27 protein-coding genes and 2 pseudogenes are annotated in these 21413 nt (G+C 32.9%); 14 read left to right on the top strand and 15 right to left on the bottom strand.

Annotated features, from left to right (window positions below):
- Positions 1-138 precede the first annotated feature (138 nt).
- The 3 genes from BMX53_RS14515 to BMX53_RS14505 all read right to left on the bottom strand — a co-directional run bounded on the left by BMX53_RS14515 (position 139) and on the right by BMX53_RS14505 (position 1611).
- Complete coding sequence (locus BMX53_RS14515; RefSeq protein ID WP_074747189.1) at positions 139-753, bottom strand: class I SAM-dependent methyltransferase; 615 nt, start codon at positions 751-753, stop codon at positions 139-141.
- Positions 754-755: 2 nt separating this feature from the next.
- A complete protein-coding gene (locus tag BMX53_RS14510; protein WP_074747187.1) occupies positions 756-1073 on the bottom strand; it encodes a rhodanese-like domain-containing protein in 318 nt (105 codons plus the stop codon).
- Between the two features lie 106 nt (positions 1074-1179).
- Complete coding sequence (locus tag BMX53_RS14505) at positions 1180-1611, bottom strand: hypothetical protein (protein WP_074747185.1); 432 nt, start codon at positions 1609-1611, stop codon at positions 1180-1182.
- Between the two features lie 191 nt (positions 1612-1802).
- On the opposite strand from BMX53_RS14505, the gene BMX53_RS14500 reads away from it, so the two are divergent.
- The 7 genes from BMX53_RS14500 (at position 1803) to rlmH (ending at position 6082) form a co-directional block, all read left to right on the top strand.
- Positions 1803-2138, top strand: coding sequence for a PadR family transcriptional regulator (locus BMX53_RS14500; protein WP_074747183.1), 336 nt, complete (start codon positions 1803-1805; stop codon positions 2136-2138).
- A gap of 26 nt (positions 2139-2164) precedes the next feature.
- Positions 2165-2791, top strand: a complete 627-nt coding sequence (locus BMX53_RS14495) for a hypothetical protein (protein ID WP_074747181.1) — start codon at positions 2165-2167, stop codon at positions 2789-2791.
- Between the two features lie 10 nt (positions 2792-2801).
- Positions 2802-3407 carry a hypothetical protein gene (locus BMX53_RS14490; RefSeq protein ID WP_074747179.1) on the top strand — a complete coding sequence of 202 codons (606 nt, stop codon included), beginning with the start codon at positions 2802-2804 and terminating at the stop codon, positions 3405-3407.
- Positions 3408-3411: 4 nt separating this feature from the next.
- Complete coding sequence (locus BMX53_RS14485) at positions 3412-4059, top strand: hypothetical protein (RefSeq protein WP_074747177.1); 648 nt, start codon at positions 3412-3414, stop codon at positions 4057-4059.
- A 2-nt stretch (positions 4060-4061) separates the two neighbouring features.
- Positions 4062-4751, top strand: a complete 690-nt coding sequence (locus BMX53_RS14480) for a hypothetical protein (RefSeq protein WP_074747176.1) — start codon at positions 4062-4064, stop codon at positions 4749-4751.
- Between the two features lie 19 nt (positions 4752-4770).
- Complete coding sequence (locus tag BMX53_RS14475) at positions 4771-5472, top strand: hypothetical protein (RefSeq protein WP_074747174.1); 702 nt, start codon at positions 4771-4773, stop codon at positions 5470-5472.
- 136 nt (positions 5473-5608) lie between these two features.
- Positions 5609-6082 carry a 23S rRNA (pseudouridine(1915)-N(3))-methyltransferase RlmH gene (gene rlmH / locus BMX53_RS14470; RefSeq protein ID WP_038987479.1) on the top strand — a complete coding sequence of 158 codons (474 nt, stop codon included), beginning with the start codon at positions 5609-5611 and terminating at the stop codon, positions 6080-6082.
- An 18-nt stretch (positions 6083-6100) separates the two neighbouring features.
- Here the strand turns inward: rlmH and BMX53_RS14465 are convergent, their stop codons facing one another.
- Positions 6101-6709 carry a hypothetical protein gene (locus BMX53_RS14465; protein WP_074747172.1) on the bottom strand — a complete coding sequence of 203 codons (609 nt, stop codon included), beginning with the start codon at positions 6707-6709 and terminating at the stop codon, positions 6101-6103.
- Positions 6706-7530, bottom strand: coding sequence for a dihydropteroate synthase (gene folP, locus BMX53_RS14460; protein ID WP_074747171.1), 825 nt, complete (start codon positions 7528-7530; stop codon positions 6706-6708). The genes BMX53_RS14465 and folP overlap by 4 nt, the downstream gene beginning before the upstream one ends.
- Before the next feature lie 125 nt (positions 7531-7655).
- Here folP and BMX53_RS14455 point away from each other — a divergent pair, with 125 nt between their 5' ends.
- From BMX53_RS14455 to BMX53_RS14425, 7 genes are all read left to right on the top strand, one after another.
- Entirely contained in the window at positions 7656-8201 is a 546-nt protein-coding gene (locus BMX53_RS14455) for a DUF1599 domain-containing protein (RefSeq protein WP_038987476.1), read from the top strand.
- A 28-nt stretch (positions 8202-8229) separates the two neighbouring features.
- The gene (locus BMX53_RS14450; RefSeq protein WP_074747169.1) at positions 8230-9330 is read left to right on the top strand and encodes a BT_3928 family protein; all 1101 of its coding nucleotides are present in this window, start codon (positions 8230-8232) and stop codon (positions 9328-9330) included.
- Positions 9331-9343: 13 nt separating this feature from the next.
- Positions 9344-10420: an ABC transporter permease gene (locus BMX53_RS14445; RefSeq protein ID WP_074747167.1), complete on the top strand. Its 1077-nt coding sequence runs from the start codon at positions 9344-9346 to the stop codon at positions 10418-10420.
- A 19-nt stretch (positions 10421-10439) separates the two neighbouring features.
- Positions 10440-11027 carry a TlpA disulfide reductase family protein gene (locus tag BMX53_RS14440; RefSeq protein WP_074747165.1) on the top strand — a complete coding sequence of 196 codons (588 nt, stop codon included), beginning with the start codon at positions 10440-10442 and terminating at the stop codon, positions 11025-11027.
- Position 11028: 1 nt separating this feature from the next.
- Positions 11029-11784, top strand: coding sequence for a triose-phosphate isomerase (tpiA, locus tag BMX53_RS14435; protein ID WP_074747163.1), 756 nt, complete (start codon positions 11029-11031; stop codon positions 11782-11784).
- 175 nt (positions 11785-11959) lie between these two features.
- The gene (locus BMX53_RS14430; protein ID WP_074747161.1) at positions 11960-12817 is read left to right on the top strand and encodes an AraC family transcriptional regulator; all 858 of its coding nucleotides are present in this window, start codon (positions 11960-11962) and stop codon (positions 12815-12817) included.
- A gap of 332 nt (positions 12818-13149) precedes the next feature.
- Positions 13150-13878 carry an FAD-binding oxidoreductase gene (locus BMX53_RS14425; protein ID WP_074747159.1) on the top strand — a complete coding sequence of 243 codons (729 nt, stop codon included), beginning with the start codon at positions 13150-13152 and terminating at the stop codon, positions 13876-13878.
- 3 nt (positions 13879-13881) lie between these two features.
- Here BMX53_RS14425 and BMX53_RS14420 read toward each other — a convergent pair whose 3' ends face one another.
- The 10 genes and pseudogenes from BMX53_RS14420 to BMX53_RS14375 form a co-directional block, all read right to left on the bottom strand.
- A complete protein-coding gene (locus BMX53_RS14420) occupies positions 13882-14424 on the bottom strand; it encodes a DUF4269 domain-containing protein (protein ID WP_244154523.1) in 543 nt (180 codons plus the stop codon).
- Positions 14425-14445: 21 nt separating this feature from the next.
- On the bottom strand, positions 14446-14778 hold the full coding sequence (locus BMX53_RS14415; RefSeq protein ID WP_038987469.1) for a DMT family transporter: 333 nt from the start codon (positions 14776-14778) through the stop codon (positions 14446-14448).
- Between the two features lie 61 nt (positions 14779-14839).
- Positions 14840-15400: a Crp/Fnr family transcriptional regulator gene (locus tag BMX53_RS14410; protein WP_063175521.1), complete on the bottom strand. Its 561-nt coding sequence runs from the start codon at positions 15398-15400 to the stop codon at positions 14840-14842.
- A gap of 22 nt (positions 15401-15422) precedes the next feature.
- Positions 15423-15944 carry a GNAT family N-acetyltransferase gene (locus BMX53_RS14405; protein WP_074747155.1) on the bottom strand — a complete coding sequence of 174 codons (522 nt, stop codon included), beginning with the start codon at positions 15942-15944 and terminating at the stop codon, positions 15423-15425.
- Entirely contained in the window at positions 15919-16491 is a 573-nt protein-coding gene (locus tag BMX53_RS14400) for an AAA family ATPase (RefSeq protein ID WP_074747153.1), read from the bottom strand. The genes BMX53_RS14405 and BMX53_RS14400 overlap by 26 nt, the downstream gene beginning before the upstream one ends.
- Positions 16492-16683: 192 nt before the next feature.
- Positions 16684-17481, bottom strand: coding sequence for a class I SAM-dependent methyltransferase (locus BMX53_RS14395; protein ID WP_074747151.1), 798 nt, complete (start codon positions 17479-17481; stop codon positions 16684-16686).
- A 165-nt stretch (positions 17482-17646) separates the two neighbouring features.
- Positions 17647-19053: a gluzincin family metallopeptidase gene (locus BMX53_RS14390; protein WP_074747149.1), complete on the bottom strand. Its 1407-nt coding sequence runs from the start codon at positions 19051-19053 to the stop codon at positions 17647-17649.
- Between the two features lie 651 nt (positions 19054-19704).
- On the bottom strand, positions 19705-20739 hold the full coding sequence (gene arsB, locus BMX53_RS14385; RefSeq protein ID WP_074747147.1) for an ACR3 family arsenite efflux transporter: 1035 nt from the start codon (positions 20737-20739) through the stop codon (positions 19705-19707).
- A gap of 5 nt (positions 20740-20744) precedes the next feature.
- Positions 20745-21080, bottom strand: a pseudogene (locus tag BMX53_RS19295) (protein-tyrosine-phosphatase); the annotation flags it as partial.
- A gap of 27 nt (positions 21081-21107) precedes the next feature.
- Positions 21108-21413 (bottom strand): annotated as a pseudogene (locus BMX53_RS14375) (IS4 family transposase); the annotation flags it as partial.

Below are 21413 nucleotides of genomic sequence, written 5' to 3'. Positions count from 1 at the left end.
AACACGGAAATACCATTTGAGCATCACGCAATACCTACAAACATTTGCGCATAAAAAAAGAGAAGATTATACAATCTTCTCTCTCTACGAAAACCTTCATAAAAGCAATGGTTTCCTTATTCTTTAGTTTACGTATTCCTACTTCTTCTTAGCGATTAAACGTACTACTCTAGCCTCCCCCTGATGATAGATCCCTTCGTTTAATAATGTATCTGTCTCTTCTAATAAGAGAAAATCAAAGCCTAAGAAATCTTCTCTTAACTCTTCTAGACTATATAACATATCTATCTGATTAGGTCCGCCTACTTTGGTATTTACTCTTTGTTTTTCAAGATGCTTTTTTTCGAAAGCTTCCATAATCAACCATCCTCCAACTTTGAGATATTGACTCAGTTTTTGATGATAGGCTCGTCTGACCTCTTTTGGAAAATGAGCATATATCAATACTAAGGCATCCATAGACTCTCTCTCATAAGATAGTAACTCTATATCACTGACAATATAATCTAGTACTACCTCTTGCTGTGTAGCCAGTGATAAAGCTTTATTCTTTGCCTCTTCACTTTGGTCAAAGGCTTTTACTTTCCATCCTTGTTTGGCAGCATATACAGCATTACGCCCTTCTCCCTCAGCTGCTAGTAGCACTGTACCCTTTACTTCTATTGTCGCTAACGCTTCTTTAAAGAATGCGTTAGGTTCTACTCCATAAGCATACGTTGACTCGCTATAGCGTTTATCCCAAAACTCGCTCATCTTTATCTTCCTTTTACATTAGACACTTTAGACCAAGTACCTCCATTTATTACTTGGGTATACCCTTTATTATCCAATAGGCGCTTAGCCTGTGCACTACGCATACCACTTCTACAAAACACAACTATCTTACTGTCTTTTGGTAATTTGTGCAATTGTGATTCTAATCGATCGAGCGGTATATTCATCGCTCCTGCTACTGAACCTCCTCTAAACTCTGCTAATGTACGTACATCTACTAAGAATGCTCCTTCACTTATATATGAACTAAGCTCTCCATTCTTATCTAATCCGAATATCTTATTTATAAAGCCTAACATATCTACTAATTTTAAAAGACAAAAGTAGCCTACTGTAATCAGATATATAGTAACCCATGTTACTGAAGAAAAAAAAGGTTAGCTGTTAACTAACCTTTTTTACACGTTATTTTAAGATGGGTTTAAGTAGCTCTAAAGCTCGCTTTCCTTCTTCTTCTAATAGAATAATAGCAGGAGTCATAGAAAAATATCCTCCTCCCCAACCTACTCTTGCTTCAATAATTTGGAATCCAAATACTCTACCTGATGGAGTATAACGAACTGATAACCTAAAAGCACAGTCATCTTTCTCTGTTGGGATCTTAGCTACTGTCTCAAAGTCTAATTGATGTAAGTGCTCAGAAACCTGATTAATAAACTCTCTTCGAAAGTGAATCTCCTTATGCTTTAACCTTTCATCTGTCAATGGACACCTTACCATTAGCAAATACTTTATGGCTAACATTCCTCTTTTCTTCATTATTGTGTACAGGTCTTGATAGTACTCACTTTTCTTAGGATCTCTAGGTCCTACAATGATGTTTTTATTCTCTTCCATAGCTTTTTATTTAACATAACTTAAGTTCACACAAAATAACCTAACAATTTATATACTATAAATTTAACAATTAAATACATTATTTATAATACAATTAAAACAATACATAAAAAAGTATCCGAAAAGTATATACCTAAGATTTGGAGGTATTAAATATTTTTATACATTTGCTATACATAAGAATCTTAAGTATGAAAAAGCAACAACAATTATATAAAGGGAGCCTTAGTGCTATCATCATGAAACTACTAGATCAGAATGGTAGAATGTATGGATATGAGATCACACAAAAGGTAAAGGAAGCGACAGAAGGAGAAATGAGTCTAACTGAAGGTGCACTATACCCTGCCCTACACAAACTAGAGGCTGACGGATTCTTAGATGTAGAACTAGAACGCGTAGATGGACGTGTGAGAAAATATTATAAACTCACAGAATCTGGTGTTAAAGAGACTAACTCTAAGATGGAGGAGCTAGAAAGCTTTATCCGAAATATGCAGAACATCGTCAATCTAAAATTGACTTAACTGACTACTTCCAAAAGAAAAATATTTTGAAAACACTTACTATAGAACAACAACAATTAATTAATGCTGAAATATCAAGATTTGATATTAGATATCATAGCCTTAAAGAGGAGATAACAGATCACATCTTTTGTGAAATAGAGCACTTATATCATACTGGAAAAAGCTTTGAACTAGCATTTATCCAAACCTTTGATAAATGGCATCCTCTATTGAGTCCACGAAAAGACCTAAAATATAGAAATGTGCCTTCATTTATTTCTAATACGTGGTATAATAGAGATGATAACAGATGGAGAATTGCTGGTGCTATAACTGTACTATTACCTGTTTTAAACTTTAGTTTTTTTAAACTCAATAATTTCACCTTAACAATAACACTATTTATTTTGAGTCTTATCGGTGTATTATTTTCCTCTATTTTAATAGTAACAAAACGTAAGAGACAAACCTATAGAGACTCATTCATTAAAGTTAAAGCCCAAATATCAGGTATTATTCTAATCATATTGTCCTGTGTATTAGGTATGATCATCTATAATAGTACTAAAGAAACATTTAGTATTTTCTCACTAATTGCTTTATATCATTTTGTCAATATTACCCTACTCTTTAGTGAAAATAGAAAACAGAGAGTTAAACAAATAGCCTAAAAACAATGCTATGAAAACACTATCTACTAACCAAATACAACATATAGAAGAGTTCTTAATCTCTCAGTACCACATCAAGTATCAAGATACTCGTGATGAAGTATTAGATCATATAGCCTGTGAGATAGAAGAGCTAATGAATGAGGGAAAAGAATATGATAATGCTTTTAAAATAACCTTTAATAAATGGAATAAGGACTTAAGTCCTCATCCCTGGATTAGGTATAAGAATGTACCTAGCTTCTTAGGAAGACAATGGATCAAACGAGATATAATAAGCATCATACTGTGTATGCTAATAGGTTTAAGTATTCCCTATCTATTAAAAGAGTTTATAGAACATAACAATCTAGCTAATATATTAGGTAGCTCTATTTGTTTAGTTAGTATTCTATTAGGAGGGTTTATATGCATCAAGTATTTCAAAGTAAAAGGATATAGAATAAGTCAACTTAAGAAGGAAGTATTGGCTTGTGGAGCTATAAGTTTGTTTTATTATGTCATGTTTATAGGAGGTTTTACTTATAAGTTACTACCTCTAATTCTGATAATGTGCCTTTACCAGATATACTATATCATCGAGATACAGAAAGTTAGGCCTCTCTCTAAATTATAATACTATGAAAACACTATCTACTAACCAAATACAACATATAGAAGAGTTCTTAATCTCTCAATACAACATCAAGTATCAAGATACTCGTGATGAAGTATTAGATCATTTAGCCTGTGAGATAGAAGAGCTAATGAATGAGGGAGCTTATTTTCAAGAAGCTTTTAAAATCACCTTCTCTAAGTGGCATAGTCAACTAAAACCTTCGCTTTGGGCAATTAATAAAACACCTAAATTAGTTGTAAATCTGTTAGCAAAGAAAGATACAAAGAGTCTAATCGTTCTTTTTATTCTTTCTATACTTACTGCATTCATCATTAACTATACTATAAATGATCAGCTGTTTATATTACAAATAGCACTTATGATTATGGCTATACCTATGATAATAGCTGGATATGTAATAGGCAAAAGAAATACTTACTCAAGTTTTACAACTGATTATTATAAAGAACATTTAAAGATATTAGGAGGCTTTAGCTTCTTAGTTCTAGATGGAATGGTAGTTCTATATTACTATTACGCAAAGACGTTTGCTATTAGCTATGTAAATCTAACATTCTTAGTACTCGCTTTATTCTTAGCAAATTGGTCAATATACTTCGCTATAAAACGAAATGACCAACACAATAAAGCTACACCTACAATTCTATAAGTATGAAAACACTATCTACTAACCAAATACAAGAAATAAGAGAATTTGTCATCTCTAAGGACATTAAGTATTATGAAATAATAGAAGAGTTGACAGATCACCTAGCAAGCTCTATTGAGGAAAAAAATACCAGTTATGAAAACCTAGAGAAGTTACTTCAACTAGAATATGAAAACTTTGGTTCGTTTAAATTCTTATCAATACAAGAGGATAAAGAAAGAAGAAAATTTAGAGAATACAAAACACTGTTCTTTGATGGTGTTAAGATATTTTTCACTCTTCCTTTAATCATTACTACAATAGCGATTATACTATTAATTACATTAACTCTTAATCTATTGGGTAGTTTTAATCCTATCTTTTCAATGCTTCTTATGATGAGTCCAATTGTACTTTTCTCTTGTATCTACCTTAAAGATTTTTTAAGTAAAAAAAGAACTAAAGTTAAATTACTATTAGATAGAACATATCAATCAACAGTAACTTTTGCTTTAATTATAAGCTCAATTTATTATGGTGGGCTTAGAGAAGCAAGAAAATTATTTGAATTATCATTAGATGATTTAAAGGCTAATTTCTTTTTAGCAATAGGATATACTATAAGTATATTAAGTATCTATGTCGTTCTAAAGGTAATAAGACCTATATATACAAAAGAAAAAGAAATCATAATAAAAACAGTTATTGAGTAGTACTAAAACCTATCTAACTATGAAAACATTATCAACTGATCAAATACAGACATTACATACCTTCGTCAAGAAGCACTATGTAGAATATTATGACATCGAACTAGAACTAGTAGATCACCTGGCTAATGGTATAGAGGCTCAGTGGGTAGAAGACTCGACCATTACCTTTGAGATAGCACTGGATAGAGAATTTAAGAAGTTTGGGGTATTTGGGTTTAGTGATGTGGTAGATAATAAAATAGGTTTAGCTACTAATAGTTATTTAAAACAGATGTACAGAGTCTTATTAAGCTTCTTTACAATACCCAAAATAGTTATTTCACTTGCGATATTCTTAGTTTGTTTTGCTATTGGAGTAACTCTTCCAGAGTTAGCATTACCCCTTTTTGTTTCCACTATTATTCTGTGCTTATTATCCTTTATTGTAATAGGTTTAAAATGGAGATTTGAATTAAAAAAAATAAACAAAAAGAGTCAAAAAAAATGGTATTTAACAAAAGTGGCTACTATGGCGTTAGGTGGACCACCTTTACTTCTTATTGCTCCTTTATTCAACATAATCAGTGGTATATCAAAACGTTTAGAACCTATTGCAGGTGTGTTGTTTTTATCCTGTATATTAACCTTATTACTATTATGGACTTATATATCTCTTTTTATGTTTATACCATTTATGCGTAAAGAAATACATAACTCAATACAAAGACACCAACTAACCTAACAAACCTTACCTTACTATGATTTCATTTATTACTAAACTAGCCATCCAGCTTTATGACTTACTGATGCACCTATTCTAATACAATTATGTAAGTTTTACAGAAAAAAACTACTTTTGCAAAAAATAAATCAGACAGATGAATATCAAATTACTTGCAATCGGAAAAACAGATAGTAAACCTCTACAAACTCTTATGGATGAATACATGAAGCGTTTGTCGTTTTACATTAAGTTTGACTTGGAAGTAATTCCTGATATCAAGAATGCTAAAAATATGTCTGAAGCACAGCAAAAACAAAAGGAAGGTGAACTTATCTTATCTAAAATAGGACCTACTGATCAGTTGATCTTATTAGATGATAAAGGGAAAGAGTTTACTAGTATGGGGTTTGCTGACGAATTACAAAAGAAGATGAACTCTGGTATTAAAACCTTAGTATTCGTTATCGGAGGGCCTTATGGGTTCTCAGATGATGTGTATAAAAATGCGAAAGGGAAAATATCACTATCTAGAATGACATTTTCCCATCAGATGATTCGCTTATTTATTATCGAACAGATTTATAGAGGGTTCACTATTCTTAAGAATGAACCATATCATCACGAGTAGCCATTAGGCTACAGTGATTTAGTATACTAAATCTGTTGTTAAGAACTTGTCTTTTACTTCTTTCTCTACTAAGAAGATACGTGTCTGTAAATATACTTCAAAAGGCAAGTCTTTATTAATACCTAACTGTAGGCTATCTTTATCTTTAATAGCCTCTAGTAATTGATCTTTAGCTACAGCTTGTCCTTCTACTAAGAAGTTATTAGCATCTTTTACATAGACTACCTTCTCTAAAGAAGTTGGGCCTACAAATGCATAGTCTAGACCTTTAATAGGGAATACAGATAAATGCTTATTAAGTGTATCTGCATAACTAAAATACACACCTTTCTCATCTCTATGCATATTGTCTTCTGCGTACTTATGGTCTTTGATGCGTTTTACTTCTTGAAGAACTTCTTTTACATTAAGGTCACGTTGTATTGACACGATATAATTCGTTCCAGCTATTCTGTTAGCATCGTTTATATTTAATGCTTTACCGTCTTCTCCTGTTTCAAAGTAAATAGGTGAATGATCATCAATTCCTTCTTCTACAGTGAAAGCTGCACGGGTTAACTGCATTTCTTTTTTATTACAACTTGCTAATAGTACAATAGCAGGTATTAATAATAATACTTTTTTCATATACTCAATTGTTTTATTATTTCTCTTGTTTGTACAGCCTCTTTCACATCGTGTACTCTTAGAATATGAGCTCCTTTCTGCAGAGCAATTGTATTCAATACTGTTGTACCATTTAATGCTTCTTGAGGTGTGATATCAAATAACTTATATATCATCGACTTTCTAGATATTCCTACTAAAATAGGCAATTCAAAAGAAGAGAACAACTCCATTTTACTCATTAGTTCATAATTCTGTTCTAAGGTCTTCGCAAACCCAAAACCTGGATCTAATACAATATCGTTTATCTTGTACTCTCTTGCTTTTGCTACTCGTTCTGAGAAATATATATTCATCTCTTTAACTAAGTCTGTATACTGTGTCATAGACTGCATAGTCTGAGGGTTACCTCTCATGTGCATCATGATATAAGGTACTTGTAACTCTCCTATTGTTGGTAACATCTCAGGGTCTAAATGTCCTGCTGCGATATCATTAATAATAGACGCTCCAGCTTCTACTGTAGCTCTGGCTACACCTGCTCTAAAAGTATCAATAGACAAATGAGTCTTGGGAAACTCTTTTTGCAATAACTCTATGATAGGTACTATGCGTTCTATTTCTTCTTGTTCACTTACAAATTCTGCACTTGGTTTACTCGAATAAGCTCCTACATCTATAAAGTCTGCTCCGTCTATTATCATCTGCTCTGCATGACTCAAAAAGGCATTATCAGTCTTATACTTCCCTCCATCGAAAAAGGAATTAGGTGTAATATTCAATATTCCCATTATTTTTGGAGTACTTAAATCAATTAATTCTCCCTTACAATTTATTGTCATTGTGTAGAATGCGTTACTTTTTTATGTAGTTTTATATAATTAAAAGCATCTAAAATACTTTAGCCTCTTTCAAAGAGGAAGTATTATTAGTATTTTTGAAAAAATATTACACAAATATAATCCAAATGAATACGACTTCTACTCAATTTGACCAAGTAATTGCGATATGCAGAGATTTATATACAAATAAAATGAGAGACTATGGATGTGCTTGGCGCATACTTAGAATGACTTCATTTACAGATCAAATATATATTAAAGCACTACGCCTTAGAGGTCTTCAAGAAAACGAGGTTCGCAAAGTTGACGAAGGAGAAGTTCCTGAGTTTATTGGGATTATTAATTACTGCGTAATGGCTCTAATCAGTCTAGAGATTGGAGTATCTACTTATCCTGATTTATCTAATGAAGAAGCAACTGCTCTTTACGATAAAAAGGTAGCTGAAACAAAACAGCTAATGGAAGACAAAAACCACGATTATGGTGAGGCTTGGCGTGATATGCGTGTAAGCTCTCTTACTGATTTAATCATTCAAAAATTACTTCGCGTTAAACAAATCGAAGACAATAAAGGTAAAACTATTGTATCTGAAGGAATAGCAGCTAACTATCAAGATATGCTAAACTATTCTGTATTCGCATTGATACACTTAGATTTACCAAACCAATAAATCACCATTCTAACTCAATCAAAGTACTATGAAAATAATTGCACAATTATCTAGAATATTCGTTGGGGTACTATTTATCCTATCAGGTTTAGTAAAACTAAATGACCCTATGGGGTTCTCTTATAAACTTGAAGAATATTTTTCAGAAGCAGTTCTTAATCTTCCTTTCTTTGCTCCTTATGCAGTAGGTATAGCAGTTACGTTAGTTATTGCTGAAGTAATACTAGGGGTAACCTTGTTATTAGGATATATGAGAAAGCTTACATTGATGCTATTATTCTTAATGATTGTGTTCTTTACATTCCTTACATTTTACTCTGCTTTCTTTAATAAAGTGACAGACTGTGGATGTTTTGGAGATGCAGTACCATTGACACCTTGGGGATCTTTCACTAAAGACATTGTCTTATTGATATTGATAGTGATTATTATGAAGTACAATCAAGTAATCAAACCTATATTCCCTTCTAAAGTAAACGGTATTATCGTATTAGCTTCACTTTTACTGTGTGGTTTTATGGGATACTGGGTATTAAATCACTTACCTCTAAAAGACTTTAGAGTGTATAAAGTAGGTACTGATATCGCTAAAGGAATGGAAATACCAGAAGATGCTCCTAAGGCAGTTTATCAGATTACATTCTACTATGACGTAAATGGTGAAGAACGCAAGTTCTCTGATAAAGAGTTAACGAAACTACCTGAAGGTGCTAAATACTTACGTAGAGAAGAGAAACTAATCTCTGAAGGATACCAACCTCCTATTCACGACTTAACTATGGATAAAGATGGTTTTGATCACTTGCCTATGATGTTAACAGAGCCTAAGTTAGTAATGCTTATCTCTTATGACTTAACCCGCGCTGATGAGAAAGGACTTGAAGCTATGAAGGACTTTGCTAATAAAGCTATTGTTAAGGGATATGTAGTAGCAGGTATGACTGCTTCTAACCAAGACTTAATTGATAAAGTAGTTAAACAGTATAAACTTCCTTTTGATTACTATACTTGTGATGGTACTACTCTAAAAACTATTGAGCGTGGTAACCCTAGTATTGTAGTGATAGAAAATGGTGTTATCGTAGATAAAAAACACTGGAACGACAGAGAACAAGTTAACTTAAAATAAGCCTTATAACCCCTTGCTTAGTTATTTTTTAAAGAAACTATTATATGCTTTCTTCACTTTATTTGGTGTAGTGACTGTTGTGTTCTTTTTGTTTAATATTCTCCCTGGCGACCCTGCAAGGATGATGCTTGACCAGAACGAAAACTCAGAACAATTATTAGCTATCAAAAAGAAGTATGGCTTTGACCAACCAAAAGGAAGACAGTATTTACTATACCTAAACGACTTATCTCCTATCTCTGTACACAGTGCTACTGAAGGTGATTACAGTTATAATACAGATCAGAAATATTCAGGAGCTGTGCTATTTAGCACAAGTAATTACAGTGTAATGCTTAAAGCTCCTTACTTGCGAGAGAGCTTCCAAAAAAGTGGTAAAAAAGTGAGTACTATACTCTCAGAGACACTACCTAATACTGTGCTTTTAGCTATATTAGCTATTGGTATTGCGCTATTTATTGGAGTCTTTCTAGGGATTATATCAGCCTTGTTTAAAAATACATGGCTTGATAAGACCATCGCTATCATTAGTACTTTCGGAATGAGTATTCCTTCTTTCTTTAGTGCTATCTTATTTGCTTGGATATTCGGTTACCTATTACACAACTATACAGGGCTTCCTATGACTGGAAGTTTATACGAAGTAGATGACTTCGGAGAAGGAAGACATTTGATGCTTAAGAATGCTATTCTACCTGCTGTAGTTTTAGGTATTCGTCCACTAGCTGTAGTAATTCAGTTAATGAGAAATACACTCTTAGAAGTCTTAAATCAAGACTATATTCGTACAGCTAAAGCAAAAGGTCTTAGTACTGCTCAGATTATCTATAAGCACGCTTTAAAGAACTCATTAAATCCAGTCGTAACTGCTTTATCAGGTTGGTTTGCTTCAATGCTTGCTGGTGCTGTATTTGTGGAGTATATCTTTGGGTGGAACGGTTTGGGTAAAGAGATTGTAGATGCTTTAAATACATTAGACCTACCTGTTATTATGGGAGCTGTACTTATTATCTCTTCTTCTTTCGTAATCATTACTATTTTAGTAGATTTGATATATGCTTATTTAGATCCTAGAATCAAGTTAAATTAAACACTTATTCAACAAAACAATGAAAAAAATATTCTTAGCCTTAGCTGTATTTGCAATGACTTTTGCAGCTTGTAATAAAAAAGCCGAAACTACAACAGAAGAAGTATCTACTACACTTCCTGAAGAAGTAAACACTACTCCAGCTGTTGAAGAACAAGCTAAAGATACTACTGTTTTTGCTCAAAGAGCTTTAGAACAAGAGTTCGCAGAATTAGATGGTAAATCTATCACCCTACAACAAATCTTAGAACAACAAAAAGGAAAAGCTGTAGTAATAGATGTGTGGGCTGCTTGGTGTCCTGACTGTATCAAAGCTGTACCTACGATGAAAGAGATTAAAAAAGAGTTCTCTAATGTAGTTTTTGTAAACCTTTCTTTAGACAAAACTGAAGAAGCGTGGAAAGAAGCTATCGAAAAATACGGAATAGAAGGACTACAATACTACTCTAAAGAAGGAAAAGGAATGAAAGGTGACTTCGGTAAGTCTCTTGATCTAAACTGGATTCCTCGTTATATAGTAGTAGATAAAGAAGGGAAAATAGCATTGTACAATGCTACTGAAAAGAACTTCGACCAAATAAAAGACTTACTTAAAAAAATTCAATAATATGAGACATTCAATCGTTGCGGGTAACTGGAAAATGCATAAAACATATTCAGAAACGCACACTCTATTAGACGAGTTAATTGAAAAATTACCTTCAGGAAAAGAAGTTGAAGTAATTGTTGCTCCAACTTTTGTAAACTTAGCTAGTGCTGTAGCACATTTAGAAGGCACTAACGTGCAAGTAGCTGCTCAAAATATGCACCAAGCTGAAGGTGGAGCTTTTACAGGTGAAATATCTGCACAAATGCTTACTAGCATTGGAGTAGAAACTGTAATCATTGGACACTCTGAGAGAAGACACTTCTTCCATGAGACTGATGCTATCTTAGCTGATAAAGTAAACACTGCATTACGTCATAATATACGTGTGATCTACTGTATTGGTGAAGAACTAAAAGACAGAGAGAACAAACAGTTCTTAAACGTTATCTTTAATCAATTAAGAGACGGATTATTCCATTTAACTAAAGAACAATGGAGCAATATCGTTATCGCATACGAACCAGTATGGGCTATCGGTACAGGTATGACTGCTTCTCCTGAGCAAGCTCAAGAGATACACGCATTTATCCGTCAAGAGATTGACAGAAAATACGACAAGTCAGTAGCTGAGAATACTTCTATCCTTTATGGAGGAAGTGTTAAGCCAAGCAATGCTCAAGAGATTTTCTCTAAACCTGATGTTGACGGAGGTCTTATCGGTGGAGCTGCGCTAGTAGCTGATGACTTCGTAGCTATCGTAAATGCTGCTAACTAATAGCTAGTAATAATATTTATAAAGGGCATAAACTCTAACGAGTTTATGCCCTTTTTTCATTGTTTAAAGTGTAGATTTCGCTTTGTTTTATACGTCCATTCAAAAGTACCTATTCTTTATTTAAATAGATTCTAAATAATTATACTATATTTGTAGTCTATTAAATAACAATAAAATGACTCATACTAATGACATTATCACTTATAGCCAATCTCCTAAAGCATTTGGTGGTATTTATGTAAAAGATCACATACATACTAGTGTTAGAAAGTCTATTATAGATCACACCCATAGAGACGACTACTATGTAATTTCTATTGTAACAGATGGGGAGCTATTAATGGATTGTGAAATGGAGAAATTCATTGCTCAGCGAAACAATATACTAATCGTTAAGCCTTATCAGATACACAGTGTAAGACATATCAGTAATGATTTTAAAGGTTACTTCTTAGGTATCCAAGACTTCAGAATACCTAACGATATTAATGATTTATTATATACATTACCAGAAAGCCAACAACTACTATCTATTAGCGAAGAGGAGATGGAAATGCTAGCGACTACATTCGAATTAATGAAAAAGTATATCGCTACTGATAGCCAACACAAAACACAAATTATTAATGGTCTATTCTCTACGGCATTATATAGTATCTGTTCTCAGACCACGCATAATCAATCAGTAAAAGATTTAGGAACTCAGTCACAACCTGCTGTAATAACAAGCAATTTTAAACGCTTAATTACACATCAGACACATCTGAACCTACCTTCTTATTTTGCTAATGAGTTAAGCATTACTACAGCGCACTTAAATGATTGTGTAAAGAAAACAACAGGGCAAACAGTAAGTTACTGGTTAAAGAAATCAATATTAGATGAGGCAAAGCGTTTATTGTACTATACGAATAAACCAGTTAAAGAAATAGCCTTTAATTTAGGCTTCGAAGATCATACCTATTTCTCGCGTATGTTCAAAAAACTAACCTATCAGACTCCTCTACAATTTAGAGATACTGTAAGAGCTTAATTCTACATTACGAATTAAGCTCTTTTTATTTTAATCTATTTCTCCTTCATCACTTCCCACTACCTATTCCTCTTTAACCCAGATTGTGCGATAGACCAATTAACGAGAGTTTATTATACAAAATAGCTCTGAACTTATGAAAAAAGCATACTATAGTATGGTTTTAGAAAAAGTGATAGAGATATAAAGTAGAATTGACTCATAGTATTGGGCTAATGCGGAATCTGGGTTTAAAAGACCTACCTCTTTTTATCCAATCTTCTCCTACTAAAGTTTTACTTCTACCTCTACCTTTTTAGAGACATTTGCTTAAAACCTAAAAAAAGAAAGATATGCCAAAGATTCCAAAACTAATAGGTACAATAGTAAAAACAGCTTGGAGCAGAATGTTTATCACAGTAACTGTAACAGAAAAAGAACAATTGACTAATGAGTTACTGAGAATACGTTTTACTGGTGATTTATCAAATGCTAAGTATGAAGTAGGTCAAACCGTTTTAATGCAAATATCAGATACAGAGTACCGTAATTATACACCGAGTACATTTAATGTAGCAGAAGGTTACTTTGATGTAATCTTTCATCAAAAATCTAAAGGCCCAGCTACAGCATATTTTAAACAACTCACTATTGGAGCAAAGCTAACTACTAGTTTGCCAAGAGGATTAAATGTATATGATGAGAACACTTACTATCACTTCTTCTATGGTGATGATACCTGTATTGGTTTTTGTAAAGCACTGCAAGAGATGATGAAAAAGAACAATCACAAACTAGAAGGATTACTTGAAATAGACAAGGACGCTTTACTATACGCAAATGAACACCTACCCTATATGGAATACATACAGAAGTCTGAAGACAGAGAGATGTATCCTGCTGTAGATTACTTAGAATCTATAGACACATATCGCTGGAATAAACTAATTCACGGGCAATTCTATCTAATGGGAAATGGCAAGAGTATTCAGAAGTTTAGAAAGGCATTACGCGCTAAAGGAGTATCAGCTAATAATATAATCACTCAGCCTTTTTGGATACAAGGCAAAATGGGATTATAGACATTAAGAATGTCTTATACTATAATTTAATAAACTATCATAAGGGTTACCGTCTAGTCCTAAAAGTTGTACAAAAGCAGGCTCTGTTTTCACTCCTGCTTTTTTCAACTTTACTATTTCTTGTCTAAAAGCTTCTCCTTTATCTTTTAATATGGCATATTCTATAAGCATATGTCTATAGCCATTTTGTTCAATGACAGGTATAGCTTGTGCAAATAACTCTATAGGAAACTCAACTACATCAAAATTGACTACCACAGTGTCAATTCCACCAATTGTTACCTCAGCTAATTCAAAACCTACCTCTTTTCCAAAAGCAGTATGAACAGTGGAAACAAACTCCGCTTTATCTTTATAACAACAAGCGATATCTAAATCACTTCCTTCTATAGCTATATCTATCGGAAAGGTACCAATAAGTACGGGATCATAACGATCCAATAATTCCATTACCTTATACTGCTTTAAAACAGTAAAAATGCGTTGTTGTATCTGATTTCCATCAAGTAAATAATTTAAATTTCTAAAGTCAATATTACTCATCATATTTTTGAAAGCTTTTAACGCTTAGTGAGCACTCATCTTAGAGAACACATTAATAACCACCACCCCAGCTATAATCAATCCTAAGCCTAAGATAGCAGGTACATCAGGCTTTTGGTTATATAAAACTATAGCAATCAAAGTTACTAAAACAATTCCTACTCCAGACCATATTGCATAAGCTATGCCTACTGGAATAGTGCGCAATGTTTGACTCAGACAGTAAAAAGCAGCTGCATACATCACTACAGTCAATACACTAGGCCATAACTTAGAAAATTGCTCTGATGCTTTTAAAGCACTTGTTCCTATTACTTCACAAACGATAGCTACTGCTAAAAACATAAAATTCTTCATATATCATTTAGTTTACAGCACAAAAATAGCCCTCATTAGAGGGCTACTTTTTTGATATATGTCAAATTCGTCTGATTCTACTTAATGTCTCTTGAGAGATCCCAAGATAAGAAGCTACATTACCTAGCGGTATTCTGTTTACATCACTTCCTAAGTCTTTTAAGAGTCTGTGATATCGCTCAGTAGCAGACATCGTTTGCAGCTGAAAAGCTCTATCTTCTAATTGAAGACAATAGTCTTCTGTAGAACGTCTAGATATTAGATTAAGCTCTGGATATTCTTTAAAGAATCGAAACAATACCTGATTGGGAATAGCATGTACTACACAATCTTCCATACACTGTATAAACTCAAGAGAAGCCTTACTCTTATACATCTGATAAGTAGACCCCATTATAGTCTGCTCAAAAGCAAACCATACATCTATCTCTTGGTCATTATGCATGTAAAAACCTCGCACAAAACCTTCTTCTAAAACATAGAGACTCCCCGAAAGTTGCCCTTTCTTTAATAGATACTCTCCCTTTCTCTTATGAAATATTTGAGTATTCTTCTCCAATGCCTCTTTGCACATTGGTGATAAATACCCATATTGCTCGAATAATCTGATTAACATATTCATAGCATCCTTCTTTATAGCGTTTTTACTTCTTTACTCGAATATACCAAAAATGTGGTACATTCTCATATAAAAACGTACTAACTGCCTCAAAACCTACTTTTTCTAGTACATGTTTAGAACCTTCATTCCCGACTTCTGAAATAGCATGTATAGGCAATTCTGTCAGATGCTTCTCTGCATAGGTTAAACAAGCCTTTGCAGTTTCGGTTGCATACCCTTTACCCCAAGCATCATATATAAATCGGTATCCTAAATCTAAATACTCTTTCACACCATTCTCTCCATTTCCTATATACTTCAACCCCGTCCAACCTATAAAAGTATTAGTATCTTTCTCTATCACTGCCCAACGCCCAATACCAAAATCCTCGTATTGTTTTCTGATAAATCGAATCATATTTAGAGCTTCTTCTTTACTACCTATAGGATGTTTACCTAAAAACTCCTGTACGCGACTATCGCTATCCAAAATATACATTCCCTCTACATCTCCCTCTTCTATAGGACGAATAACCACTCTATCTGTTTCTATTATTTCTTTCATATTCACTCTTATTTAATACCTCAACTACAAATTCTACACGCTCTTCTACGGTACCTTTAGGCACTTCTACTAACGTATACCCCATTTGCTGGTACGTATTTTTCATTACTTCATAGGTCTGTATAGCTACAGCCATATCCTGTTTGCGCTCTTTGTCTTGTGTGTATATTTCTTGCCAAGGTGGAAGCATAAACACAATCTCTTGATAGCTTAACTCTTTGGAGACTTTTATATGCTGTTCACTAATAATTAGATCTTCTAAAGTCGCATAACCAATGCTATCTATAATACCTCTATCCCAAAGCACTATCTTTTCTTTAGAACAGTATTGATAATCTTGAATAGAAGTATTCAGCATCGCCTCATAAAACATTTGTTTATTCTTCCAAGGCAATACTTCACTATCTAAAACAATCTGTTCTCTCTGTATAATTGCTCTTCCTACTTCAGGAATCACTTGATACCCTCTATCTTCTAAAGCAGCTAATAAGGTGGTTTTACCACTACCGGGTCCACCTGTAAATATATAAAATGGTGGTACACTCATTTGTTTACAGTTTGATTAATAACTTGATACTTGTAACCTTAGGAAAACTGAGAAGTAATAACTGTAGTAGCACCTACACTCTTCTCTAAATGAAGTTATATAAGCAGAAACACACCGCTTATTCAGAACTACAAATTTACTAATCCTTATCAATCTCAACAAAAATAAAACTGCAAACTACTAAACAACCTCTTATTTACTCGCTACTATAGCATAGACCAATGGCACTTTATCACCAAAAGGAGCTATCTGAAACTTCTTAGGAGCTATCTCTACTACATGATTAAAACAAGAATAAGGAGAATAATTATGCTCTTCGAAAGTCTTTATTTGCAATTGATGATCTACTAAACTCTGTACCACCTCAGCAATACTATGATTCCAGCTAACACTCTTTAACTGTACATCTGCACTTCTGTCTGCATAGGTTCCACTTTCTGTCTCTACGATATCCTCCACATTAAAGTAAGAGTAATCTACCTTAGTAAAATCATAATCATACATCCATACAAAAGGGTGGAACTCTACAAAAACAAACTTACCTCCTGGTTTGACAAACTTAGAAACTACCTCAGCCCATTTATTCATATCTGGCAACCATCCAATAACCCCATAACTAGTATAGACAATATCAAACTGCTCCTCTAACACCTCTGGTAATTTATACACATCACTACAAATAAATCGAGCATTTAAGCCTAATTGCTCTGCTAATTCGCGTCCTTTTTCTACAGCTTTATCTGATAAATCTACTCCTGTAACCTCAGCTCCCATTCTTGCCAACGATAGTGTATCTTGCCCAAAATGACACTGCAAGTGCAATATTTTCTTGCCTTTAATATCACCTAACAAGTTTAATTCGATCTCATTCAGAGAAGTCTCTCCTGCTAAGAAATCTTTCATATTATAGAACTCAGAATCCACGTGTAAAGCCACCTTCTCATTCCAAGTTTTCTTATTTACTTCTATATAATCTTTTTTTGCATCCATTACCTTTTACTTATTGTTTGGTTAAAGGGTTAAAAATAATATTTTCTATTCACTCAAGATATTCAATTTGTCGGTAAACAATATTATTTAAACAGTATTCGTATAATAAGTATAGGCTATAGGTATTCTTTCTTAATAGCTTAAATCAAGTACAATAGGAAACATTTATTTTCCATTAATTTTTTCTACAGCATTATCAACAGATCTATTACTTTCAAAATACTTCGACTTTATCTCTGCAAACTTTTTGTCATCCTTAATTGTTTCCTTTAATGTATTACATAAAAATTCGTAGTTAGTAAAAGTAGTTTCTGTCTTAAGAATAGTTGCTAGCCATTTCCACATTTGCTTATCTCCAATTTCTTTTTGGACCGCTTCAAACATTAATGGTGCATAATAATAAACATATAGTTCCCTATTTAAGTAATCCTTCTGAGACTTTACTGCCCCAAAAGGAATCACCTCTTCCTTAAACTGTTGTAAATCATTAATCTTTTTAGTCATATTCTTTTGATAACTATCCTTACCTAATAACTCCTTCGTTAATTGTAAGGATAAATATTCAGCAAATCCTTCACTCATCATATCTCCCAACTCAGAATTAAACACTTTATAAGTACCAAAATAATAGTGTCCTAACTCATGTGCCATAAAGGGTCTATACCAATCCTGAATCTTAGGATTAAACAAACTCTTCAGCCCATTATCTCCCCAACCAATCGTATAAATACTAGGGTATGTTACAAACATCCAAGCATTATTCTTAGATGTAGGAGTTGTATTAATAAAAACAGTAGCTTGATCGAATGGGATATTTAACTTAGATGTATAATAACTTTTAAAGGACTCTATTAAATCACCAAACTCTTTAAGTTTACTATCATCAATATCTGGGTTTAACACATAAGTCTTATCAAACTTCGAATATTTATAATCTCCTATAAAGAGAGCTAATTCTTGTGGTACAGCACTTTTAAAACGATGAAACTTTCCTTGCACTGGTATATTTCCATTGATATAAAGCGTTGTACAATCATTGCATACTAACTCAATATCGTATCGTACCTTTTCATATGTAAAATCTTTATCAATATCATACAAAACTGGATACCATGCAGATTGATTTCCATCTACTCTAAGTGAATTTTGATTAAATGCTATATTACCTTTCCAATCTACTCTACTATAATTAGCAATAGTATCAGTAGCTACAGGAAATTTCCCCACATATCGAATTTGTAAAGATTTAGGTATAAACTTACTAGTTTTAGTATTACTTCTAAAATAATACGCTAATGATTCTCCTGTTGAAGTAGAATCTTGAAATGATTTATTAGCATAAATCAGAAAATCATTAGGCTCTTTACTTCTAAAATGCAAAGGATTCATTCCTGAATTTAGACGAATATAATAGTTCTTTATAGCAGGTATATCTGACAAAGTTAGGTCACAATCGAAGGTTCCTTCTTTTATTGAGATATTAACTTTACCTGTTATTAATGGTGCCTTCTCTTGAGCAACAGTATGAAATACTGTAAAACAAACAAATAACAATAAATAAACATTCTTCATACTATAGTTCTATGTTTTTATAATACTCCAAGATACATAAAAAAAAAGAATACGATTTTTTCATAATACACACAATACCTCAAAACACTTCTATAAATCAAAGCTCCTTATATTTTCTATTATTAAGCGTGTATCTATTTACTCTATGCTAAAGTGAAATATCTAAATCACTTCATCCTTCTAAATATCTATCGGCTATTTAAAAAGTAACAGGCATTCTCCCTTATAGGACAATACAATATCAATAAAAGGTCAATTATTCGACAAACAGCCTCTCTTGCCCACTAAATACGGCGTATTGTCCAAGAACTGTCCAGCAAACTAGTATGAATTCTTTATTTTATAAGGGATAGAGAGCATACTGCATTAGAATGTAAAATGGCCTAAAAACAAATAAAACATTAAAAATCAATTACTTAATAAAAAATTACTTTAAAAAAAGTTATTCACTTTTTTTATCTATACCCTCTAAAAGTGTTGATTTAAGCTTATTTCATAAAAAAAGTAACAATTAAGGCCTACTTTACCTCTTTAAAAAGCTCATAATTTGTCTAAAAATAAAAAAAACAGTGTACTTTTTTTGAAAAACATAAATATCTACCCCAACAAAAAAAGACTGTCGTCACAACAGTCTTCTCACTTATAAATAACCTATTCTTTATAATATTTCTTCTTCCAATACAAACTTAATCTCACCAAACCTATTAATACTGGGACTTCTACTAATGGCCCTATTACCCCCACAAAAGCCTGAGGAGAATGTATCCCAAACACAGCAATAGCAATGGCTATCGCCAACTCAAAGTTGTTCCCTGCAGCAGTAAACGATATAGCAGCATTGTGATCATAAGGCAACTTCATTCTATAATTCATAAAGAAACTAACCACAAACATCAAGGCGAAGTAAATAACTAAGGGCACTCCTACTCTTACTACTTCCATTGGTAACTCTACAATTTGTTGTCCCTTAAACGAGAACATCAAAAAGATAGTAAACAACAAAGCATATAGTGTAAATGGTGAGATAAATGGAATAAACTTGCGGTTGTACCATTCTTGCCCTTTATATTTAATTAGATATTTATGACTTAGAAAACCTGCTAAGAAAGGTATTCCTAAATAGATCAAAACACTCTGTAACACCTCTGTCATCTCTATCTTGACATCATAAGAGGCAAAACCTAACTTGGCTGGCAATACGCTGACAAATAACCATACATACACACTGTAAAACAGAATTTGAAATACACTATTTAATGCCACGAGCATAGCTGCATATTCTTTATTGCCTTTGGCCAGGTCATTCCATACTAAAACCATGGCTATGCAGCGTGCTACCCCTATTAAGATCACTCCTATCATATAGTCAGGATGCTCTCTAAGAAAGATTATCGCTAATACAAACATAAGTATAGGTCCTACTACCCAGTTGAGCAATAAAGAGGCTGACAAAGCCCTTTTGTCTTTAAACGCTTTTGGCAACAAACTATAATCAACTTTAGCTAAGGGAGGATACATCATAACGATTAACCCAATCGCTAAAGGCATATTAGTACTTCCTATAGAAACTACTTCCATAGCCTCTTGAATACCTGGATACAGATAACCAACAGTAACACCTAAGATCATCGCAATGAAAATCCAAAGCGTAAGATATCTGTCTAAAAATTTCATTCTTACTTGCATACCTCTTATTTTTTAATTTGAGACATTACATAAAACATCTCTGCGCCTATCTCTAAACTTCTATCTCTATATACCTTCATTTGTTCTTCAGTTCCATCTGATATTTTTGGATCTTCATACATAATAGGTAAACGCAGATTAGCACCTGCAATATAAGGACATCCCTCATCTGCCTGAGAACAAGTCATCACCGCAACATAATCACTTTTTGGGTTGAATGGTGAATCAAAACGTTTAGAAAAACCTATTATTGAGCGATAATTATCCTGATATTTAATTACATATATAGGATTTGCACCACTTGATATTATATCTATAATAAACCCTTGTTCTTTTAATACTAACTCAAGTTTCGCACCAATTTACTTTCACGTAGTAGCCTGATATTTAAAGTGATAATTATTGGATAAAAGTCCAAAAGATTCAATATTATCAATTATTTTAGTTGTAATATCATGAATATCAATAGACTCTACTAGTTTTTCCAAAACATCAAGTATTAAGGCTACTACAGCTAATAATCTAACGTTCAATTTGTTTTCAATATAATCTTGCTTGAGGTCTTTAAATAGACCTCCAATAGTTTCATAAGCTTCCATTCTATAACGGATACTTATGAGTAAATACTGTATAAACACAATAGTTGTTTGCGCTATCTGAATATCAAAGTTTGT

Origin of the sequence: Myroides marinus, assembly GCF_900109075.1 — a bacterium.
Classification (GTDB): domain Bacteria; phylum Bacteroidota; class Bacteroidia; order Flavobacteriales; family Flavobacteriaceae; genus Flavobacterium; species Flavobacterium marinum_A.
The sequence above is the reverse complement of the archived record's forward strand: the minus strand, read 5'-3'. Positions and strand labels throughout refer to the sequence as shown.